Genomic DNA, 22,687 nt, shown 5'->3' on the forward strand with positions numbered 1-22,687 from the left:
CCTCCATTCATCTGGAGGAAGGTTATCGTTACGATCTTTATCGGAGCAGACAATTGGGCTAGACGTTAGTTGCAGCTTGTTCCTTGCGCCGATCGTTAATGAGACCTTCGATGCGGCTGCAAGCGTCTTGAGGGCTCTCCATGTTCATCCACATCAACTGCATCTCATCTTTCAGCAGATTGACCTCGCTGTTCGTCAGCTTCAGCTCCAGCAGCGTCTTCGCATTAGGCAATATATCTTTGAAGATATTGTAGTCCTTGGGATGGATCTGCGGATTAAGCAATGAATCGTCTTCCGCGATTTCCTTCCGTGCCGGTATGGTGCAGCCTTGCTTCTTGAGCAGCGACTGCGCTTCGGCTCCTACCATATAATCGACGAAGCTTTGCGCGAGCTTAAGCCGCTGGCTGTTCTTATTGATGGCGAGCCCTCCGCCAAGCAGCAGCGTCCCATCGGACTTCTCCTTCGGGACAGGGCGGACGTTCCAAGGCAGCGCGTTTCCTCTGAATTCATTCATGAAATAGTACGTACTCAAGATCATGGCTACGCGTTCCTTGACGAACAATGCCTCCGCCAGGTACTCGCTTCCATGAGAATAGATGGGGGAAACCTTTTCTTTATACATTAAATCCAGGCAAAATTGCAGTGCCTCGATCGTATTGGCATTGTCAATATTGGCGGCCTCATGGGATGACGCCAAGCTCCCATCATTCTGCAGCATGAACACAGGCCAGCGGTGCGGAGATGAGGAGAAGCAGAAGCCATAATGCTCGATCCGGTCATCCTCGTCCAGGTCAGCCGTAAGCTTCTTCGCTGCATCGAGCAGGGTGTCCCAGTTATGAATAGGATAATCGCTTCCGATACCTGCCTGGCCGAATAGCCCTTCATTGTAGCAGATGACTACTGGCGAGAACAGGAAAGGCGTAATCATCGACTGGCCCTCCCATTCGAACAATTCGAATATTTTGGGATAGCTGTCCTTATCGGGCTGCAGCTCAGGCGAGATGTAAGGCTGGATCAAATGCATCTTCTCCAGGTCCAGCAATTCGCGGAACTGACTGTCGGACACCATGAACACATCCGGTCCATCGCCATTCTCCATGAGCTGGACGATTGTATCCATATAGCCGGACTCTGTGATGATCGAAAGCTCAATGTCCGCGAAGGGTTGTGAGGCTTTATATTGGTTGATAATCTCGCGTACGATATCGATTTCATAGGAGGTCGAAAACCACGCAAGCTTGATCGTTTCTCTGACGGCAAGACCGTTATTCGGAGCGATGACCCGGTTTCCTTTGCCGGATATTTTTTCTATGAGACCTTCTTCGACGAGCTCTGCAAGTACTTTGCGTACGGATACGCGGCTAAGCTGATATTGCTCGCTCAAAGTATTCTCAGGTAGGATAAATTCATCAGGCTTAATATTCCCGCTTAAAATTTCACCGCGGAGATCATCCTTGAATTTCTGATACCGCTCCATGAAATCATCTCTTCTACGTAACACAACAATCCGCTCCTATAACTTTATATCAGCTTCTTTCTATTATATACTAGCCTATTTCTAATTTATACTAGTTTCCTCCTTCAACCAACGATCCAGGAACTGATAGCTTATGCCGCGAATCGGCTCGGGGAAGTCATGTCCTTCATTGCCTAGCAGGGACATATAGCGTTCTGCGCTGCCCAGCCATTGATATAAGCGATGAATATCAAGTGAAGCGAAAGAGGCAGCTTGCCAGTTCGGGAAGATCGCATCATTCTGAGTAAACCAATTGAAGATCGGTCTTGGCGCCATGAGCGCCATAATTTCGTGAAATTCGAATGGTACGTATCCAGCGTTCAGATCCTCCGTCAGCCTCGGAATATGAGAGAACCATTCGCGCTGTCCCCAGCGATTCGGAGTAGGGTCCTGCATGAAGGGGCAGAATCCGCAGCTCGATACAACGGCTTTGACCCGCTCATCTACAGCGGCCAGGAAGTAGGCGTTATAACCGCCTAGCGAATGGCCAATAGCGCCGATCCGATCCGGATCGACATAAGGAAGAGCTTGCAGCAGGGTGAGGCCTTGCTGATGGTCGTGAATCATTTTGCCGACAGCGGTAGATTCCGGGTAGGACGAATAGAAGGGAGCGGTCTGGAACGGCTCAGCCCCCTCATAGATTCGCTCGCCTGCTGTAATCGTATCTGGAGCAAGCACGACATATCCTCTGGCGACAAGCTCCAGTGCATATCTGCGGCCCTCCCGGCCCGCTTCGGTTGCAATATCCGCCTTTCCCTTTTGGTCTGTCGGATGCAGCGCCAGCATGGCAGGATAACGCTTCTCATCGGCAGAAGGGTGCGTTTGGCCTGGGATAAGCAAGTAAGCCGTCACACGATCTCCGAATCCTGTCGCATAAGACAGGTGAACCCGGATGTGATCGGCCTCGTGATGCTCGGAGTGAATGACATGCTGCGGAGGGATCGGAGCGGGCATCCATCCGATATAGCGCTGCCATACAGCTGCGATGTCGTTCCGTTTCACCTCCCAACTCTGGCGGTTCTCTATGCCTTGAAGCAAGCTTGGAAAGGTCTTCTCCGTTAATTGAGACAGCGGATAACGCATGTATCGTTCACCCCTTTGATAGAGAATAGCTCCACAGATGCGTGGATGCGGCAAAAAACAACGTATCTCCCCGCTTGACGAAGCCGGAGGTGACGGGCTGCGGCGGAATGGCTATCCGCTCAGGCTTCAGGCTGCCAAGCGGGATGCGGAATACCGCTTCGCTTAGCACGCCGTAGATGCAATCATCCGCTTCATCGAGCTGCCAGCCAGACCGTACAATCGTTCCCCACATCGATAGATTCTCCTCGCAGAGAATGGATTCGGAAGCAGGGTCCCAGACGATGTATTCCGAGCTGGACGTTAAGGTATGAATCCGTCCCATGGCGTCAATCAAGAGCAGGGAATATTCGCGTATATCGCTGCGCGGCTGCCACCTGTTCAGAACGGCGCGATTTTTCCAATCCAGCCGATAGAGACAAGCCGTATGGCTTACAGGGTCGGCGCCGCCTGGAGTCTCAATGCTTGTGCCGCCTATGAGATAGCCATCCAAGGTCTCTGCCAATGCGACGGTACTCTGATGCGGGATAAGCCCAGTATGGGGAATGAGGGTATCCTCGCCTGTTGGGAGGTGATAGATGCATAGACCGCCGCCTACCATCCCGTAGCCCGGAAAGCCTCCATAGGCGATATGCTCGCCTTCACTCATCGCGACAGCGCATCTTGGCCGGTGAATCTCGATATGCCCGGTTACACAGATCGGATTGCGCAGCTCAACCGGCGATCCCTCCACTTGGATAGGCTTTGCCGTATGGTAGAGATGAAGCCTTCCGCCCGGATAGGAAGCTCCGGCAATCAGCTCTCCTTGTGTGGTGTAGGCGGCAAGATTGCCGCCGGAGCCGTCCTCGATCACGTGAGGTCCCAGATTGTCCAGTCTGGCCGATTCGGGATCATAGGTGAAGAAGTGCAAGGGATGGTTGGACGTCCCGTAGATATTGCCGTCAGGTCCGAGAAAGAGCGGCGAGAGCGAGGCTCCCTCCGAGACATAGGGCAGATGGATCGTCCTGATCTGCCCTGCCTTGCGATGCTTCAGTTCCAGCACGCGTTCCGATAAGCTATGCCGGATGACTTCCCATTCACCGGGAAGCTGGCGATGAAGCTTTCCGAAGCTTTCGCCTATATATAATGAAGCGGGAACCTGATCCTCCGTCAGATTCTCGACAACTATTCCTCGTTCAAGCCGAACCCATTGCTTGCCGATCAGCGCATAAGCCAAGCATGTCTGATGGCGCAGACTGGGATTGCTGGCTGGCAGCAATCGGTATCCTTGTCTGACCAGGCCGATGCCGGTCGTTCGCAGATCATCTGGAAGCAGGGAGTGGCTGGTCCCGCTAATAGAGTCGTAAGCGATCATATTTTTCCTGGCTGTTCCGGTTCCGATATAGACCCAGCCATGGCTGTCGACCGCCATATGGGAAGGGTATTTTTGTTCCGTATCTACCTGACCTAGAGGGATGAGATCCCGTTCGACAGGACGATAGCGATAGAGACGGCATTGCGGGTACGAGGCCATATAGATATGGCCGTGTTCGTTCTCGGCATAGCTGAAGCCGCACAGTTCATCCTGGCTTTCAGCCCTCAAGGCATCGACGAAGTCGAGACGGAAAGGATCGAAAGCATAGAACATAGTGCCGGCTCCCATATACAGCATGCCGTCTCTGCTGCTGAATGTATCATAGGGATACTCGGCATAACCCTCCGGGAAATCCGCTTGCCGGCAATCGCCGGTCATAGGGTCTACGACGAGCAGGAAGCCTTTGGCCGCAATCACGACGCGGCTTTCTCCCGAGGGGTTCGTGCAGACAGCCGCGGTTCTGGATTCGACCGCATCGACCGGTATGCCCAAATCCAAAAAGCTCATCACAGATCCCTCCTATGCCAGTCTACTTTCCATAATATAAAGCAATCTTGCGAATAGCCGCAATAATGTCCAGAATATCCTGATCGGAATAGAACTCGTTCAGAGGCACTTGCACAGCTGTCTGCAGAATCGTCTCCGCATTCGGGCAATCGCCTCGGTTATAGTGAACCTCCGAGAGCTCAAAAGGGAATGGGCTGCCAAGATAGGCTTGCTTCTGCTGGAACATCGGCTGCATATAGAGCACATCCGGAATGTACCCCATCCGATTGGTGATGCCTTCCGCGCTTAGCGCGGCGCAGAATTCCTCGCGGCTGCAAGTCAAGTTGTCCAGGGCAAGGCGGAACATATAGAACCAATAGGTGCATGTGCTATCTTCAGGTATGCTCATCACAGACAGGGAAGGCAGGTCCTGAAGCCCTGCGTTCAGTGCCAGGCCGAGCTGGCTTCTGCGCTCGCATATCCATTCCAGCTTACGGAGCTGCGCGATACCGACCGCTCCCTGCAGCTCAGTCATGCGATAGTTCGGTGCAAGGCTCTCCGGCGCCCGGCTTACGTCGGTACCCATGCGCCGGTAGTTCTTGTCCGCGAAGGCATGCGTCCGATGGTAATCCTCCTCAAGTCCGGAATTTACGGTTACGATGCCGCCGTCCCCGGTTGAGATATGCTTGAAGTCATTCGTGCTGAAGCATCCGTAATCGCCGATAGTGCCAACCAGCTTGCCTTTATATTTAGTAAGGTAGGCTTGTGCGCAGTCTTCAATAACCTTCAGCTTATATTTCTTTGCGAGTGCCATGATCGGGTCCATATCGCAGGGATTGCCTGCCAAATGTACAACCAGGATTGCTTTTGTTCTTGGCGTGATGCGCGATTCGATCGAAGCCGGGTCCAGATTGTACGTGTATGGATCCAGATCAGCGAATACAGGAACCGCATTCTGGTACAAAATTCCGATCACCGTGCCTTGATCGGTAATGGGACTTGTAATGACCTCATCGCCTACGGTGATACCAGCGGCGCCCAGCGCTACATGAAGGGCGGCTGTGCCTGATGAGGTAGCCACGCTGTAAGGGACTTGGTACATATGGTTGAAATCGGACAGAAAGGTTTTGACTTTCTGGCCGAAGTGATAGAACAAAGTGTTCTGCTCCAGCGCTTCAAGCAATTCTTTGGCTTCCTCCGCGCCAAACCGCTGGCCTGTGCCGAAGGGAGTTGTTTTGGTTTTATCCCCGCCATGTATAGCGAGCTTTGGAATAGAATTCACGATTGATTCACCCCGTTAATGTCATTCCATCATTTTCTTTTTGCATCGCAAGCCATATCTGATGTGCACGTCCTCGGCATTGCTGGACTCGTTGCCCAGCAGGGGAGTCCATACGACGGCCCCGCTTGCTTGGCCCGGATTGCTTACGATCGGCAATCCGTTCTCATCCATGCCTTCTACCCGGATTTGGCGTCTTGCCCGCACCCAATTATTGATCTGTGCGCCGGTCCAAAATTCAAAGCCTGCGCTGCGCGCTTCTTGAATGACGGCCACGATCGCTTCCCGGACCTTCGGCTGCTGTAAAATATGCGTCTGATGGAACAGGAAATGCGCCACGCCGCCAACCCTTTGAACGCCTTTCAAAAACGGGCCGATCACGCTTCTGTCTGCGAGCGCATGATGATCGAGATCCTGCGTTAGAAACCCAATCTCCAGAACGGAATAGATACGGTTCTGTTGGTCCGACCAAGCGATAGGGAAGTAGGGATGGCAGGTTCCGAATACAAAGCCGATATTGCCTTTCTTGCTCGGGCCTCGGGATTGATCGGATTCGATATTATATTTCTCGCACCAGTCGAACAACTCTCCCCAGCCTTCGTAACGGGTGTAGTGGTTCTTGTTGGAGATCGAACGGGAAGAGCGGGTGGCAGACTTGAACCAGTCGAGCTGCCTAGCGAATTCATCCTCGTCCCAGAAACCACCATCCAGCTCAAGCGCATTATAATGCAGAGCAAGCTCGTGCCCGTCCGCTTTAATCTGATCATAGAGGCGGGGGGAATACCCCGGCTCGATCATGCACCATGTGCTTTGCACATCCTGCTCCCGCAACACCTGCAAAGTAATCCCCGCCGCTTCATCGATATTCAGGTCGCTGTCATGCGAGATCATCGCGATGTGCTGAATGCCGCTTGGCCAATGATCGACGAATGGCAGCGCAAGTCCTTGCTCGGCAGCAACTTGCAGCAAGTGTCCGGCGAGGGCTTGCTTCCACAGGTCGGCGTAAGGATGGGCGAAATAGTCCATTCCGGTCTCCGTTGCGGTCCGGTCGTATTCCCAGTCCTGCTGAATATCGTCATCCGCTTTCAATATCCAATCATCGACGGAGGCGGTTCCGTCATGAGCGGGCAGGCCGTCGGTTACGATAGGATGCTTCCCTTGCTGAAGCCTGACGACAGTGGCCGGTATATCGACGGACCATCGTTCCAGCCTGCCTTCCCCGATCTGAAAGCTGTGCAGCAGCGTGCCGGATGTCATGCCGTCCGGGTTGTTCTGACGAAGCGCACCGAGCTGAGAGCAGCCGAATTCAGGCTCAGCTTCCGATGGCTCCCAAGGACGCGCGTCGAAGCAGCGGATCGGCACATCGCGGTACCATTCGGATTGGAAGTCGGCATAGCTGACGGAAACTTCCCTCGATTGGCGGAAGCCCAGCCTGGTAGCGAACGGCCCCATTCCGGAATAAGCAATGACAGTTCCGCCTTGCATCATGTACGTCCACAGAGCTTCCATATCTTCTTTTCGTTCGCTGGTCACAGCTGCGATGACGATATCCACGGTGTCGGGATTGATCTGCTCTGCGTGATCCAATCGCTGATACGTGAAACCTGTATGGTCCAAGATTTCATCTATATATTGTTGAAAGACATTGACGCCATAACGGTGTCTATGCTTCACGGCTTCTTGATCCAGCCATACTCCTACTCGGGCCATAGGCATCGTTGTCACAACCTTTAAATGAGATAATGAGAAAAAAGAGGTTGGGCTTGCGCGAAGCCCAACACGGTATCGTTATGCTTTAGAGGTAGTTCAAAAAGTCCGCTTTTGATCACGCACTTATTTATTTCCACACCCGATCGGTATAGCCGCGTGATTTTATCACTGCGTTGTACTCTTCGATGATCTTCGATCCGCCGCGGCTCAAGTATTCCTGAACCAGGGCATCCCAGTCCGCGACAGGACGATTGCCGGTAATCATTTTGGTCTGCTCATTCATTAGTAATAATGTCAATTCTGCACCTACCTCTGTTTCGGTCGGCGAGATAATGCCTACATGCGGCGGGTAGTAGAGCTTATATTGCTTGTTAATATCTACAAGCTGCTGGGTGGCATCGATGAGCTTCGGCTCCGTATAGGCCAGAGGGAATTCCGCATCATCGTTAGGACCAACCCAAGCCGTATTATCAAGGAAATACAGGAATGGCTCTATGCCGTCGCCCGGCTCTGTCAGAGGGACGCGGACATTGTTCTCATCCAGCGTGTAGCCGACGCCTTCATTGCCGTAGAACCAGTCGAAATCCTCGTTGTCCGATGTTACTTTCGATGCTTGGTAATATTGACGGGAGAATCCGTGAATCTCCAGCATCTTGCGTACCTTGTCCGGCTGGTCAGCCAGCTTGGCGTTAAGCGTCAGGAATCTGGAAAATCCAGGGCCGGCTGCAAAACCTTTCGATCCATCAGGCGCAGCGAATGGTTCCAGCACAACGAATTCCGCATCAGGATCGATCGCTAGCAGTGCCTCCATATAATCTTGGGACATGCCGCGCGGCGCAATCAGGAAGACGCCTGCTTTGCTGGAATAAAATTCATTATTGGTATCCGCCCAGTTCACGACCGCGAAGTCGCTGGTCAGCGCTTTCTCCTTGTACAGGTCGCTGAAGAATTGAATGAGTTCTTTTCTTCCCTCTGAGATCAAGCCGGGGATGTAGTTGCCGTCGGCATCTTGGTGATACCAGGTATCATGCTGCCAGTAGGGCCCCATCGCGAAAGTCGGGTTGATGTTCTGGCCAAAAGCAAGGCCGTACGTATCCTGCTTATTGTTTTGGTTAGGATCATCCTTTGTGAAGGCAATGGCAACGTTCTTCAGTTCTTCATAGCTTGTAGGCACCGGAAGTCCCAAATTATCGAGCCAATCCTTGCGTACCATGAACGATTGGGATTCTACCGGAGACCAGGTCGGAATGCCGTAGATTTTCCCGTCTATCGTGAAGGGAAGCCAAAGCTCCTCAGGGATCGCCTTCAAATAATCAAATTCCTCAATATAGTCGTTCAGCGGGAGGAAGGCCTTCTGGTCTGCCCAGCGATTGAACAGGTCGATGTTGGCGGAACGGAAGCTGATCTGATCCGGCATGTTTCCCCCGGCAACCATCGCTGTAATCTTCTCCACAAAGTTGTCATTCGGAATTTTTTCGGCAAAATAATCAACGTTGAACTTCTCGTTCAGCATTTGCTGGCCGCGCCCGTCCTTCGGAGGCGGGTTGCCGAAAATATAGGTAGCCCCCGTAATTTTGTAGGTTTCTTCCGGCTTCTTTGTCTCGGACGGCTGACTGGAGCTGTTGCCTGCCCCTTGAGTAGGCGCGGGCGTTCCATTATTGTTTTTTGAACAAGCTGCGGTGAACACAAGAATCAATACAACAAGCAGCATCATTGATTTTCTGACATTCATTGAGCTGATCCCCTCCATTATGAATTGCCAATCGAATAGCCGAGCCGGTCACTCCCGGCAATTAACCCTTCACAGAGCCGATCATCACCCCCTTGGCAAAATGCTTTTGCAGAAATGGGTACACAAGTAGGATGGGAAGCGTAGCGACCAATATCGCTGCCATCTGAATGGTGACAGGCGGCGGCTGGTTTTCCAGCTGCAGCATGACGTCCGAGCCCAGGGCAGACGTTGCTTCGTTCATAATGACGATTTGCCGTAGAACCACTTGAATAGGCCACTTCGCAGCGTCGTTGAGATACAGGATGCCTTCAAAATATTTGTTCCAGTGGCCTACCGCATAGAACAAGCCGAAAGTGGCGAGTGCCGGCTTGGATAGCGGCAGAATAATCGACCAGAACGTCCGAAGCTCGCTGGCTCCATCGATCAAAGCGGCTTCTGACAGCTCATTGGGTATGCTTAGGAAAAATTGCCGGATCACAATGAGATTGAAGGAACTGATCGCACTAGGGATAATCAACGCCCAGAGCGTGTTCATAAGTCCTGTTTCCTTCACGATCAGATAGACCGGAATCATGCCGGCGTTGAACAAGATGGTGAAGATGACCATCAGCAGAATAACGCGTTGGCCGAGCACCTTGCGCGTAAGTCCGTACGCCATCGTAGATGTCAGAATGAGGCTTACAGCTGTCCCGACAATCGTGATATAGATGGTGACGAAGATGGAGCGGATGAATGAGTCGGAAGCAAATATAGCTTTGTAAGCATCTACGGCCCAGTTCGTCGGCCACAGAATGAACTCTTTCTGAAGCACATCCTGCAGCGAAGAGAAGGAAACCGAGAAGATGTGAATGAACGGCATCAGCATGAGGCCGGCGATAATGACAAGCAGCGCGATATTCAGTCCGTCTACCGCTCGTTCGGCCAGGGTTCGTTTGATCATAAGTACATTCGCCTTCTTCCTTTTCGAGAGTCACTGGAAACCATTAGTACAATCCTTCCTCGCCGAATCGCTTCGCCAGGCGATTGGCCCCAAGCACCAGCACGAGACCAACCAGGCCCTTGAACATGCCTACCGCTGTAGCAAAGCCGATATTGCCTTGCTGTATGCCTTTGAAGTAGACATAGGTATCAAGCACATTCCCGGTATCCATATTGAATGGATTCAGCATCAGGAAGATTTGCTCAAAGCCCGTATCCATTACGTTGCCGAGCCGCAAGATGAACAAGATAATAATGACGCTGCGAATGGCCGGCAGCGTAACATGCCAGAGCTGTCTCCAGCGGTTGGCTCCGTCAATGACAGCGGCTTCATAAAGCGACGGATTGACGCCAGCCAGCGCGGCCAGAAAGATAATCGTGCCCCAGCCGGCTTCCTTCCAGATGACCTGGAGAATAATAATCGGTTTAAAGTAGGCCGGATCGGTCAAGAACGGAATTGCCTCGATGCCGAAGTTCGACAGGATGGAGTTAACGAGTCCTTCGCCGCGAAGGAAGACGACGAAGATGCCGACGACCACAACCCAGGATAGAAAGTGAGGCAAGTAGATCATGGATTGGATAAAGCGCTTAAGCGCCGCATGCCGAAGCTCGTTCAGCATTAAAGCGAGAATAATAGAGATCGGAAAGGCGACAAATATTTGGAGAAGCGAGATTTGGATGGTGTTGACCAGTACCTGAATAACTTCACCGCTTTCGAACATGCGGGCAAAATGCTTGAAGCCGACCCAGTCGCTATCCCAGAACCCGGTAAAGGGATTATAGTCCTTAAAGGCAATGATCAGTCCGGCCATCGGCACATACCGGTATATGATGAAATACAGAACACCCGGTAAAAGCAACAGATAGATATACTTTTCGCGTTTCATTCTCGTTAGCAATTTCCCCACAATAGCGCCACCTCGTTATACCTGTATTTTACCTGTATATAAAAATTATCGTAAAATGGATTAGGTGTCAATAACCCTGACATATATTTTTTATTTCGAAAAGTAAACGGTTTCTAATTTTTTTGGTGTGAGAAAATATTACTTGACTCTTGAGTTGAACCTATGCATACATGTAATATACACGTATGCAAAAGAATCTGTTGTATGCGTAATCTTTGAAAAAGGAGTTGGATGATGATGAAAAGAGGGTTTCGGAAGTCATTATTGTACTTGCTTTGCTTTTTTCTGATTGCGCTTTCATGGGCAGGGATTCCGGCGGATGCTGTGCAGGCTGAAGCAGAGCCGACAAGAATCGAGCTTGCCAATGCCGGGTTTGAGGAGGCGGTTGTCGATGGCAGCATTCCAGGCTGGACCCAAATCATGGGTACGGCTGAAGGGGGAACCATCTCCGTTGATTCTGCCCAGAGCAGCGAAGGCAGCAACAGCTTGAAAATGGCAGACAATGCAGCGGTGAATTATGCGGTTGAGAGCGATAAGGCGGCTGTCGAGTCGGGCCAATCCTACCGCGTAACGGCATCGGCCTATATTGGCGTAGCGGTGCAGCTCCAACTGCGCTTCTATGACAGTACCGGTAAGCTGATCAGCCCGATACCGGTGCATGATCCGAACTTTCAAGCCGATCCCAAGGGAACATGGCAGACACTATCGCTTGATGCGATAGCGCCGGAAGGTGCGGCCCAAGCATCTGTCGTCTTAGTCACTGCCAAGAGCGGCAAGGGTACGAGCTACTGGGATGATATTCGTCTCTACAGCTTGGCTCAGAATGAACCAGATCCGGAGCCAAGTCCGGAACCAAGTCCTGAACCAAGCCCGGAGCCAAGTCCGGAGCCTGAAGACCCGCAATACCACATCGCCAATGCTGGCTTTGAGCATCAAGGCGATGGCGCTATTCCTAATTGGACAATCAAGTCTGGAACGCCTGTCGTCAGCGATGAGCGGGCGGCTGTCGGTGATTACAGCCTGAAGGCGCATTTGGTGAAAGATCAAGGGCAGGCGGCGATCAATATGGAGTCTGATCTGATCGATGTCGAAGCAAACAAGTCATATATCTTCTCTGCTCAGATGTACCTGGAGCTCGGATCGATTCAGGGCTTCTACATTTACGCATACGATAAGGACGGTAATCTTGTGAAGGGTGCGGACGGAAGAGACTTCCATTCCTATATAGCCGTTACAAAGCCTCAAGAAGAATGGCAATATGTGGAGCAAGCGTTTACGGTTCAACCGGGAGGAGAGAAGCTTAAGGTTTCCTTGATCACGGGGGCGAGAAATTCTTTCACATTTTATGTGGATGAGGTCAGCGTGACGGAACAAATGGCAAATGGCGATATGGAGGAGCCGGTCATCGGCGGCCTCATTCCGGGCTGGAGCAAGACCAAGCCTGCCGATGCCGACTCCTTTGCGATTACGAACGAGCGGCAGGATAGCGGGGAACATAGTCTTCACATTAAGAATACGCCGGGTGAATACATCAATATCATAAGCGAAAGAGTTCCTGTCGAGGCGGGCGCTACATACACGGCGGCTGCTCGCACCTGGATCGAGCAAGGCTCGGCGGATATGTATGTGCGGTTTTTCGATGCGAGCGGAGCTTATATGGGCAAGCAAAATTGGAGCATCGTTGCCGAGCCGACGGATGTGTGGTTCGATCAATATGTAACGGCCGTTGTGCCAGAAGGCGCGCAGTATGCGGCTGTCATGTTCGCCGGCAGCAACAACAAGAACTACTCGTATTATGTCGATAACGTAAAGCTGATGCGCGGAGCGCATGAGAAGCCGGAGACGCCTGTCCCGGATAATTCAATCACGCTTGTAGGGGAGAATCTGGGGCCGCAAATTCGAAAAGCGACCTTGATGCGCGGAGCAATCGGACTAGACGGCGATAACCGTCCAGTCATCTATACTGTTGTTGCAGGCGCTCCGGCGATCTTCACGATCATCGATATCGAGACGGAGCAAGTCGTGAAGAGCTTGCCGATGCCGGATACCTCCGGCGCGTGGTCGGTTACGATGTCGAGTGACGGCTCCGTCTATCTGGGCGCTTACAACCTGGGCCTGCTGTACCGGTATATCCCGTCGACGGATGAGCTGGTGAATCTGGGGCATCCGCTGCCGTCCAAGGATTCCGTTCTCTATCCGATGGCCGCCGGCAAGGACGGCATCATGTACGGCAGCACCTATCCAACCGCTCATCTATACGCCTACGATCCGTCTAAAGGCTCCTTTGCCGATTATGGGACGATGGCTGAGAAAAGCTCAGGAGAACGCTGGACGCGAGTGACGGTATATGACGAGGAATCGCATAAGATTTATGCCGGAGTGGGCAATGTCCCTCGCTTGCTCGAATACGATCTGGCGACCGGGGCCAAGCGGGACCTGCTTCCGGCAGGCTACGAGAATATCGTATCGGTCTACGATTTGAATATTGCGGATGGCAGGCTGTTCGCCCGCAAGGAAGCGAATAATCCCAACGAAACCTTCGTGATCGATATAGAGAGCGGTGAGCAGGTAGAGGTAACCAATGCGGATACGGGAGAGTCGTCCATGACGTTTATCAATTTCTCCCGCGGCATATCGCCGGTTTCGCCTGTTGCGAACAAGTTTTATTTTGCAGGATCAGGCGGCATGTTGTTTGAATACGATCTCGACACGAATCGCTATCGTTCAACGGGAGCATCCATTGAGGGGGCAGCTATAGCCTATGACTATGTGGAGCTGAATGAAGCAGGCTTCCCGGGGTACAGCCTGGTCGGATTATCGGGCAATTCAGGCAAGATGTTCAAGTATAATCTCGAGACGGGCGCGGTCAAGCTGACCGACATTCAAGTACCGGCAGAGCCGGTCAACATCCACGAGATCATCAAGGGTCCTGATGGAAAAATATATACAGCAGGTTATCTGCAAGGGAATATGGGTGTCTATACGCCTTCATCTGGCGAATCCCTTTATTACGAGGGCATCGGGCAAGGCGAAGGCATGACCGTCATTCATAATAAGCTGTACTTGGGTGTATATCCAGGGGCTTCGATCTTTGAGTACGATCTGTCCCAGCCATGGAACCGTACGAATGCCGATCAACTGAACCCGAATCGCCTGTTTACGCTTGGGGATATCAATCAGGATCGCCCGTTCGGACTTGCGGGAGCAGAGGATCTGAATAAGCTCTTTGTGGGGACCGTGCCGAAGAATGGCATGTTGGGCGGAGCGTTGGCTGTCTATGATATCGAAGCCGGAGGCGCGCCGGAAGTTTACTCGAATCTGATACCGGATCAAAGTATTCTATCCTTGGCGTATCAAGACGGCTTTCTCTACGGCGGAACATCCATTCACGGAGGACAAGGCGGCACGCCGACGAAATCCGAAGCCGTATTGTTCGTATGGGATGTTGCGAAGAAGGAAAAGGTGTTTGAGGTTATTCCGGCAGCCGGCAAGCAGGCGATCACCGCGCTGCATATCGGTCCGGACGGCAATCTGTGGGGCCTCGCTAACGGCACGCTGTTCGTCTTTGATATTGCGAAGCGGGAGGTTGTATATAGTCATAATGCGTTCCCGGCCGCAAACGGTCGATGGATTGACGGATCGATGGAGACGGGAACCGACGGTCATGTGTACGCAACCGTAGGCGGCAGCTTCTTCAAGGTCGATGCAGCTACAAAGGAGATTACAGTTCTGGCAACCGGCGTACGGAAGCTTGCTCAGGACGACTTCGGCAGCTTCTATATGTTCACCAACCCGGAATCGCCCGATTTGTACAAATATACGATTGAGGAGCTCTTGCTGAAGCTGACAGGCGTCGAATTGTCCTTGTCGGCAGCGAGGTTAAAGTCAGGTGAACAGGCTTCTGTCAGCTTACTCGCCCAACTGGAAAAGGGACGCACAACGACCGATTTGGCGGGCGCGGTGAAAACCTATACAAGCAGCCTTCCCAATGTGGCTGAGGTAGACGAAAACGGAGTCGTGACAGCCAAGAGACCTGGCATGACAGAAATATCGGTACAGGTCGCACTAGACGGCGTAACGGTGGGATCCGAGCCGGTTAAGCTTGTCGTAACGGGACCGGTCTCGCCGGGGGGACCTGGCAATGGATCTCCTGCGGGCGGCTCGCTGGTCGAGACGGTGGAGGTGAAGCTCGAAGCGTCCGCGGGTATTCTGGACGGCCTGATGCTGGACATTACCCGAACCAAGGAGCCGGATGGAACGGCAACGGATTGGCTTCGCCTGGATGCGAGGCTGGCGCAGCAAGTGGTCGAGCGTCTGGAGGGCGCGGCCTCTACGCTTGTCATCCCGTTGCCGGATGCGAAGGAAGAGATTAGCGGGACGACGATCGTCATCGATACGCAAGCGGCTGCCATCTTATCGGATGCGGAGATCGAGCTGGTTCTAACTAGCGGGCATGCCAGAATCGCGATTCCTGGCCAATCCATGAACGGTCGCAGCGAAGAAATCACCTTCCGCATCATACCGCTGCGGAAGGGTGAAGACCGCTCGAAAATCGAGGATCGAGCGAATCAAGATGCGGAAATCGTAGCAGCAGGTCATGGAGAGATTGAAGTGATGGGGCGTCCTGTGAACATCGAGACGAATTTGCAAGGCAGATCCGTTATTCTGACGCTGCCTGTTGATACTCGCGCCTTCACCCTTGCGGAAAGCCATGCGCTTGGTGTCTATATCGAGCATAGCGATGGCTCCAAAGAGCTTGTGCGTGGGGAATTCGTTCGCCTGGATGGCAACAAGCCGGGGATTCGGGTGAACGTCGATCAGTTCAGCACATTCGCTGTTGTGAAGGTAAACGCGTGGCTGAAGGAAGGCAACTCAGCGGTTCCGAAGTATATGCATGGATACGATGACGGCAGCTTCCGGCCGCAGCGTTCCGTATCGCGCGCGGAAGCGGCGGCTATGGTGGCCCGTATTATCGAAGACACAGGGACGGGTCCCGCTGTATCGTTCCAAGACGTGCCGGGCACGCATTGGGCGGAGCCCTCTATTCGACAGTTAGTGCAGCTAGGCGTAATGAGAGGATACGGCAATGATAGCTTCAAGCCAGACCAAGCGATGACGCGCGCCGAGTTCGCGATGGTATTGCTGCCGCTGCTCGCAGAGATAGACAGGGAACAAGAGAAGGCATTGGTTTCTTTCTCTGACATGTCGGGACACTGGGCGGAAGAAGCCGTTACAGGGCTGCAAGCAAGAGGCATTGTGCAAGGTTATGGTGACGGATCGTACCGTCCGGATCTCACGTTGACACGGGCTGAGGCCGTGACCATGATCAATCGTCTAATCGGCGTTACGCCCGTAGATGCGGCAGCACCGATATGGTCGGATGTGCCCGCCGCTCATTGGGCATATGGGGACATTCAGGCGGTATCCGAGTAACATTCGGCAGATAGGAGGAGCGACGATGAAGAAGCAGCCTGCAGCCATAGCAGGAATTGAAGTATTGGCAGTGCGTTACCTAGAGACGGGGGAGCGGGCTGCTGTCCACATACACGCGCATGATGCGAATGGTGGTTTTATAGCGGCTATTCCACCTCAGGATGTGATGATCAGCGTTAGCGACTCTACAATCCTGCAAGTAGAGGGAGACGCTATCATCGGTGCTGGTTTGGGCGAGGCTGACGTCACGGTGACAGTCTCAATGGAGGATGGACGCTCGTTTGGAACATGTTTTGCAGTCGGTGTGATTCCCGGTGCGAGGGCGTATATCTCACAGTTAATTGACCATCCCCGCATTTTGTTTACGGCAGAGGAGAGGCGTACCCTGCAGAGCAGGATAGCTTTCCAGGAGCATAACGTATTCGGCATCAATGTTCCGGCGATCTGGGAGGAACTGAGGAAGGAAGGAGACCGTTACGCGGAGGAGAGCGGCTTCCGGGTCACTTATGCCAATGCGCCCGATGTCATCGATGTTGTCTATCCGCTCTTGCAGCCTGATCCGCTGCCGAATCCCCCCGGATATGTAGACTATCCGTTCTGGACGATGTATTCACGCGGAATCGAACATCGGTTGATTACGCTGTCCCTCTTATATGCTCTGACGGAGGAGCGGGGGTACGCGGATAAGGCAAAGGCGATGCTTCTCGACTTGGCTGCTTATCGGCGCTGGTATGAGTTTCCGGCCCGCGGAGCGGAAGGGAACTTGAGCAATGCGCATTTTACGCTGGGGGCTGCGACTGCGTATGATACGTTGTATGGCATGCTGACGATTGAGGAAAGAGAGATTATTCGTACATCTATTCTAGAGAAGGGGCTTAGACCGCTGGCAATCGATTTCGGCAACGCCGATCAGCATAATATCATTGTAGCCAAACAGGTGGCAATGATGATCGGGGCGCTTGCCATCGTGGACGAAGAGCCGGCAGCAGCCAAATATGTCAAGCAAGCCTTCGATTATATTCATGCGTATCTGGATGCTCGTGTGGAGTCGGAAGAGACAGAAGGGCTCATGTACAACAACATCGCAGCTACTCATCTGGCGCAAGCGGCGGCGGCATTCAAGAAATCGACTGGCCATGCGGAGCTTATGGAGCATCCATTCTTGACGGTCTTCGTGCCGGACCAGTTTTTTTACTTCCAGTCAGCGGGGAATCAGCCTACGTTCGCGAATCTGTCAGACTGCCATCCCAAGCTGAATTTGGCCTATATGATGTCGATGCTTGCTGAGAATGCGTCTAATGGTGCCGCGATGTGGTATGTGCAGCAATATGAGTCGAATAGTCTAACGGTGCTGTTAAATGTGGTCCGAGGGACGGAGGCGATCCCGCCTGAGCGGTATTTTGCCGGACGTATGTCCAAGGCATTCCCGAGGATCGGTTGGGTTGCTTTGCGAAGCGGATGGGGAGAGCGTGATCATGTCATGGCGTTCACCTCTAGTCCATCGGCACGGGGACATAATCATCTCGATCAGAATCATTTTATCTTGAACGTAGCCGGTGAATGGTTGATTGCCGATCCGGGCTATCAGGATTACAGGCCCGGTCCGAAAAATGAATTTACAGACGGTTCGGTCGGACATAATGTGCTCTTGGTGAATGGACAGGGACAGCGATTGCGCGGGGGCGGCAGACTGACTTCGTCGCATATGTCTCCAGGCTTCGATGCAGTGAGAGGAGATGCGACCGCCAGCTACGAGGGAGCCATTCGTCATTGGTACCGGACAGTAGCCCATATGGACGAGAGCTGCTTCATCATCATCGATGATATAGCACTTCATGACGCTTCAGATCGGGCAGAGCTCCTGCTTCATGCGAAGGACGGTATTGTCATCTCGGAAGCGGGCGATGGCGGAGCATACACCTTCTCCGGTGAGAGAGCATCGGTGCTTGTGTGTACATCCTCCTCCCACGGAGCCTCTTCCATGATCACAGAGTACCCGGGGGCAGAGGAGTATGGGCCGTATTTGGTCTACCAGGTGAACGCTGACCCGAAAGGGAGAGCGCGCTTCGCAACACTGCTTGTGCCACGCCCGGAGCTTGAGTCTATAGAGAACGAGCCTTGCGAGTGGCATGTCGAATGGAGAGAAGAGGGCTCGGTCATCACGATCAATGGCCGGGACCGGCTGCGCATCTGGAATCACGGCGGCATGGAATGGGTCCGCGAGTCTGCTCCCAATGGAATGCCGGAAGCATATGCGCTATTTGCAGGCCAATCGCTTCTCGCGGATGACAAGGAGCTGCTTTCGTTCTCGCTTCCGGCGAGCGGGTCTGTACGGCATGACAGGGATGTCTATACCATCGCGCTTACGCTGCCGGCCGCGACTCAAGTAAAGCTGATGCTGCCGGCAATCTCAAGTATTCAAGATCAGTCTGGCTCTGAGGTTCAAGCCATGATCGTTGAAGAAGGGCGAATTCTTATGGACTTGCCAGCGGGAGAGCATCGGTTGATTGCGACCCTGTCATGATTGATTAAGCTTGTCCATTGCGAAGCCACAGCTTGTTGAAGCTGTGGCTTCGCTTCGTTTCCTATGAACGAGATCAAGGTGTGATCGGTAACAATAAACGGTTAATGATAGTTGTGTTCAAGATCATCGATGCTATAATGAACGGAGTGAAAGGGGGGAGGCAAGTGGCCGAGCTGGCTTTAGTTGAATGCTTGGCTGCTGATTCCTATGACGGCTCATGATTTGCCTTTGTCGAGAGAGGCGATATTGGATGCGGCAGAGCAGGTGTTGAGGCGCTTTGGACCGGACAAAACATCGGTTGTGGATATTGCGAAGGTGCTGAAGGTTAGCCACGGCACGCTGTACCGCCATTTTGCAAGCAAGGCTTCCATTCGAGAAGCGGTAACGGAGAGATGGCTGCATCAGAGCATTACGATCCCATTATCGGCCATCATGGACGAGGACGGAGGCAGCGCGGTGGAGCGCTTGCGCCTATGGATGGAGACGCTTATCCGGCTTAAGCGAACCTTCTCAATCGAGGATGCGGAGATGTTCAGCATGTACGCAGCTGTCACGCTTATTGAAGTGGAGATGATATCCGCACATGTGAACCGGCTCATTGCTCAGATGGGTCAGTTGATTGAATGGGGCATGCAAGCCGGAGATATTAAGTCCGGGGATTCGGCGCAAATGGCAAGGGCTGTCTTCCTGGCGACCTCGCGCTTCCATCATCCCGCTCATGCGCAGGAATGGCTGCAAGACAGTTCTACCGCTGATTTTGATGCTGTGTGGCAGCTGGTTTTGACAGGATTGCTGAGCCGAGAATGAAGCTAGATCCAATACGAATACCAATCAGGAAGTTGAAACCTTCGATCCGCTGACGCGGCTCGAAGGTTTTTTAATCAGTTTTTTGGTGAATGAATGAGGCCATTCATTGTATCAAAGGGGAAGCTGTATCTTTGAATGACAAATAATAAAAAATGTCATTTGACATTTATTTGGCGAATGAGCTATGATGATCTCACATTGCACACGGCAAAGTATTCAACTGCATATGAGGATAGACTAGCAATTAGTCAATAAGCCGCGGTTGTGCTTGATGTCTGGCAGCTGAATGACGATAAAGGCGGGATAAAGATGGAACAATCATTAGTTGGCAAAGTGGCTCTCGTTACAGGCGCATCAAGAGGCATGGGGAGACAGATCGCCGAGGATCTGGCGCAGCATGGCGCCAAGGTCGTTGTGAATTATTCAAGCAGCCCGGCCAAGGCGGAGGAAGTTGTAGCGGGTATTGCGCAGCGCGGCGGCGAGGCGATCGCTATTCAAGCGGACATCAGCCAGGTAATGGAGGTTGAGCGCTTGTTCCGGGAGACGCTGGACGCGTTTGGGCAGGTTGATATATTGGTTAATAACGCGGGTGTTATGGTGACGAAGCCGCTGCTTCAAACGACTGAAGAAGACTTTGACAAGCAATTTGCTATCAATGTGAAAGGGACGTTCTTTGCAATCCAGCAAGCGGCGAAGCATATGGGCGAGGGCGGTCGCATTATCAACTTCTCTACTTCGGTGGCGGGTCACATGTTCCCGGCTTACAGCACTTATGCAGGCACGAAGGGCGCTGTCGAGCAGTTTACGCGTCAGCTTGCCAAGGAGCTGGGACCTAAAGGCATAACAATCAATGCTGTGGCGCCAGGCCCAGTGAGCACGGAGCTGTTCACCGTAGGCAAGTCGGAGGAGCAGATCAAGGCGATCGGCAGCATGAATGCTTTCGGACGTATCGGCGAGCCGGAGGATATCTCCGAAATCGTCCTGTTCCTTGCGAGCGAGCAGTCGCGCTGGGTGACAGGGCAGACGCTTCGCGCTAACGGCGGATTTATTTAATAGCATGAATGGTTTATCGGATAAGTGACAGAGGAGCCGGACCCGGAGGTCCGGCCTTTTGGTTTGAACCGGATCACTTACAGGTCTCATTCGCGTCTGTTACCCTGCCGTGTCAAGAAAGGAGTTAAGATAAGAGGGAAGGACTGACTGACTCAGATCGGTGCGGCATCGACAATGGAACAATATTTTGTGAATGGATATAGATACTGATAGGAATCGGCAATGGCAGTCGTATTAGCTTGTAGGAACAACCACTTAAGCAAAGGAGGGCAGACAGGGTGAGCATATCGGAGGATAACGTAGTGAAGCACATTAAGAAACGCAACGAAAGCGCGCTGGCATTCATCGTCAGGACATATGGAGGGTTGCTGGCGGCGATTATTAAGCGGCATGTGCAGTTCAATGAGCAAGAGTACGAAGAGTGTCTGGACGATGTGCTCCTTGCGGTCTGGCATCATATCGACTCGTTCGATGAGGAAAGGAATACGTTCAAGCAATGGATTGCGGCCATTGCGAAGCACCGCGCCATTGATTATCAGCGTCGAATGTCGAGAAGAAGGCAGCATGTGGTGCCGGCAGACATCACAGATGAACTGTACTACAAGCAGCCTGTATCCATGTCATCGCATGATGTAGAGGATGTGCTGGAGCAATTATCGGATACGGAACGGGCTGTGTTCGAAAAATATTATCTCGAAGGCGTGCCTTCGCGCGAGATGGCGCAGCAGTTGAACGTGAAAGAATCATGGATTCATAACAAGCTGTCGCGGGGACGCAGCAAGCTAAGGGACATATTGATTCCGAGGAAGGTGTAAAGGGATGTCGATCTATCGCGATTTGAATGAGATGAGACTGGACGTATCGCAGTATGAGGAGGAGTCTCTGTCCGATATTGAACAGAAGCATTGGGTGAACCGTGTCAAAAATAAGCTGGGCCGCCGCAGCATGATGGCTGCGAGAAGATGGGTTGGTTTCGCCGCGGTATTGGTTTTGGCGATGGGTGTGACGCTGTCTTATGGGAAGCTGACGCTTGCCAAGATCCCGGCAACGGCAGGCCAGATCGAACGATTCATCCATAGCGAGAATCCTCCGGATTATTCCGCTTACAAGACTATCATTGGCGAATCTGCCGAGAATGCGTACGGCAAGCTGACGCTGAACGAAGTGCTCGTCGATTCCGATCGACTGCTCATCAGCTCGACCTTCGAGCCGGCAAAGGGAGTCGACTTCAACTATCAGACACAGCTCAGGCCGAGCGTGCTGGTGAACGGAGAGGATCTTCAGCTTACGAGAGGCTCGCAGTCGGTTAGGGTGGTGGAAGGCATGTACACCGTCTATGGAGATATTAACGTAGGGGAGCTCCCGCGAGACGGGCGGCCGCTCCAGTTGGCTATCACCTACGATCGGATCATTGGAAGTGGCGAGCATGAGATCACAGGCAAGCCAATCGAGGAGCCCTGGGTATTTCATGTGGAGGTGTCTACGAGCGAGCTTAACGCTGCCATAACAGCCATTGAATTGAATGAAACGATACCGCTTCTTCATGGAGAGGCCGTCACGATCGATAGTGCGATCCTGTCGCCGATATCGACGCTGATTTATTTTGACGCGGCGGAGGCATCGGATTCACTAAGGTTGAAGCTTGTCTCGGACAGCGGTCAAGAGATTCTGGAATCGGAAGGTTATATCTCGGATGAACCGGGAGAGAGGTCGTATATTCGATTCCGTTCAATTGATGTAGGGCAAGAGTCGTATCGCATCGTTCCGATCGGCTTTGACGATCGTCAGGAGCTCGGGCAGGGCGTTCAGATTCCATAGGTTAAAAAA

Annotated in this window: 14 protein-coding genes; 6 read left to right on the forward strand and 8 right to left on the reverse strand. The window is 52.7% G+C overall.

Going from position 1 to position 22,687, the window contains the following annotated elements; translation table 11 throughout:
* Positions 1-58: 58 nt before the first annotated feature.
* The 8 genes from D3P07_RS24340 to D3P07_RS24375 form a co-directional block, all read right to left on the reverse strand.
* A complete protein-coding gene (locus D3P07_RS24340) occupies positions 59-1,501 on the reverse strand; it encodes an extracellular solute-binding protein (protein ID WP_119803218.1) in 1,443 nt (480 codons plus the stop codon).
* Positions 1,502-1,558: 57 nt separating this feature from the next.
* Positions 1,559-2,599: an alpha/beta hydrolase family protein gene (locus tag D3P07_RS24345; RefSeq protein WP_119803220.1), complete on the reverse strand. Its 1,041-nt coding sequence runs from the start codon at positions 2,597-2,599 to the stop codon at positions 1,559-1,561.
* A 7-nt stretch (positions 2,600-2,606) separates the two neighbouring features.
* Positions 2,607-4,457, reverse strand: a complete 1,851-nt coding sequence (locus tag D3P07_RS24350; RefSeq protein ID WP_119803222.1) for a hypothetical protein — start codon at positions 4,455-4,457, stop codon at positions 2,607-2,609.
* Between the two features lie 22 nt (positions 4,458-4,479).
* Positions 4,480-5,718: a DegT/DnrJ/EryC1/StrS family aminotransferase gene (locus D3P07_RS24355; RefSeq protein WP_310732576.1), complete on the reverse strand. Its 1,239-nt coding sequence runs from the start codon at positions 5,716-5,718 to the stop codon at positions 4,480-4,482.
* Between the two features lie 21 nt (positions 5,719-5,739).
* Positions 5,740-7,431 (reverse strand): polysaccharide deacetylase family protein, encoded by a 1,692-nt coding sequence (locus D3P07_RS24360; RefSeq protein WP_119803224.1) that lies wholly within the window; start codon positions 7,429-7,431, stop codon positions 5,740-5,742.
* Between the two features lie 121 nt (positions 7,432-7,552).
* Complete coding sequence (locus tag D3P07_RS24365; protein WP_182914494.1) at positions 7,553-9,157, reverse strand: extracellular solute-binding protein; 1,605 nt, start codon at positions 9,155-9,157, stop codon at positions 7,553-7,555.
* A 61-nt stretch (positions 9,158-9,218) separates the two neighbouring features.
* Positions 9,219-10,097, reverse strand: coding sequence for a carbohydrate ABC transporter permease (locus D3P07_RS24370; RefSeq protein ID WP_119803228.1), 879 nt, complete (start codon positions 10,095-10,097; stop codon positions 9,219-9,221).
* A gap of 43 nt (positions 10,098-10,140) precedes the next feature.
* On the reverse strand, positions 10,141-11,022 hold the full coding sequence (locus D3P07_RS24375; protein ID WP_119803314.1) for an ABC transporter permease: 882 nt from the start codon (positions 11,020-11,022) through the stop codon (positions 10,141-10,143).
* A gap of 258 nt (positions 11,023-11,280) precedes the next feature.
* On the opposite strand from D3P07_RS24375, the gene D3P07_RS24380 reads away from it, so the two are divergent.
* From D3P07_RS24380 to D3P07_RS24405, 6 genes are all read left to right on the forward strand, one after another.
* The gene (locus D3P07_RS24380) at positions 11,281-16,476 is read left to right on the forward strand and encodes an S-layer homology domain-containing protein (RefSeq protein WP_182914495.1); all 5,196 of its coding nucleotides are present in this window, start codon (positions 11,281-11,283) and stop codon (positions 16,474-16,476) included.
* 25 nt (positions 16,477-16,501) lie between these two features.
* Positions 16,502-19,000, forward strand: a complete 2,499-nt coding sequence (locus D3P07_RS24385; RefSeq protein WP_182914496.1) for a heparinase II/III domain-containing protein — start codon at positions 16,502-16,504, stop codon at positions 18,998-19,000.
* Between the two features lie 183 nt (positions 19,001-19,183).
* Complete coding sequence (locus D3P07_RS24390; RefSeq protein ID WP_259391681.1) at positions 19,184-19,807, forward strand: TetR/AcrR family transcriptional regulator; 624 nt, start codon at positions 19,184-19,186, stop codon at positions 19,805-19,807.
* A 309-nt stretch (positions 19,808-20,116) separates the two neighbouring features.
* Positions 20,117-20,860: an SDR family oxidoreductase gene (locus tag D3P07_RS24395; RefSeq protein ID WP_119803318.1), complete on the forward strand. Its 744-nt coding sequence runs from the start codon at positions 20,117-20,119 to the stop codon at positions 20,858-20,860.
* Between the two features lie 278 nt (positions 20,861-21,138).
* Positions 21,139-21,675 carry a sigma-70 family RNA polymerase sigma factor gene (locus D3P07_RS24400; protein ID WP_119803234.1) on the forward strand — a complete coding sequence of 179 codons (537 nt, stop codon included), beginning with the start codon at positions 21,139-21,141 and terminating at the stop codon, positions 21,673-21,675.
* A 4-nt stretch (positions 21,676-21,679) separates the two neighbouring features.
* Complete coding sequence (locus D3P07_RS24405; protein WP_119803236.1) at positions 21,680-22,678, forward strand: DUF4179 domain-containing protein; 999 nt, start codon at positions 21,680-21,682, stop codon at positions 22,676-22,678.
* Positions 22,679-22,687 lie beyond the last annotated feature (9 nt).

The organism is Paenibacillus sp. 1011MAR3C5 (assembly GCF_003591485.1).
In the GTDB taxonomy this organism is placed as follows: domain Bacteria; phylum Bacillota; class Bacilli; order Paenibacillales; family Paenibacillaceae; genus Pristimantibacillus.

What these genes read in the sequence shown, in the direction of transcription:
- D3P07_RS24375 (WP_119803314.1), bottom strand. Translation starts at nt 11,022, where the DNA reads ATGAAACGCGAAAAGTATATCTATCTGTTGCTTTTACCGGGTGTTCTG.
- D3P07_RS24405 (WP_119803236.1), top strand. Translation starts at nt 21,680, where the DNA reads ATGTCGATCTATCGCGATTTGAATGAGATGAGACTGGACGTATCGCAG.
- D3P07_RS24345 (WP_119803220.1), bottom strand. Translation starts at nt 2,599, where the DNA reads ATGCGTTATCCGCTGTCTCAATTAACGGAGAAGACCTTTCCAAGCTTG.
- D3P07_RS24385 (WP_182914496.1), top strand. Translation starts at nt 16,502, where the DNA reads ATGAAGAAGCAGCCTGCAGCCATAGCAGGAATTGAAGTATTGGCAGTG.
- D3P07_RS24380 (WP_182914495.1), top strand. Translation starts at nt 11,281, where the DNA reads ATGAAAAGAGGGTTTCGGAAGTCATTATTGTACTTGCTTTGCTTTTTT.
- D3P07_RS24395 (WP_119803318.1), top strand. Translation starts at nt 20,117, where the DNA reads ATGGAACAATCATTAGTTGGCAAAGTGGCTCTCGTTACAGGCGCATCA.
- D3P07_RS24360 (WP_119803224.1), bottom strand. Translation starts at nt 7,431, where the DNA reads ATGCCTATGGCCCGAGTAGGAGTATGGCTGGATCAAGAAGCCGTGAAG.
- D3P07_RS24370 (WP_119803228.1), bottom strand. Translation starts at nt 10,097, where the DNA reads ATGATCAAACGAACCCTGGCCGAACGAGCGGTAGACGGACTGAATATC.
- D3P07_RS24350 (WP_119803222.1), bottom strand. Translation starts at nt 4,457, where the DNA reads ATGAGCTTTTTGGATTTGGGCATACCGGTCGATGCGGTCGAATCCAGA.
- D3P07_RS24365 (WP_182914494.1), bottom strand. Translation starts at nt 9,157, where the DNA reads ATGAATGTCAGAAAATCAATGATGCTGCTTGTTGTATTGATTCTTGTG.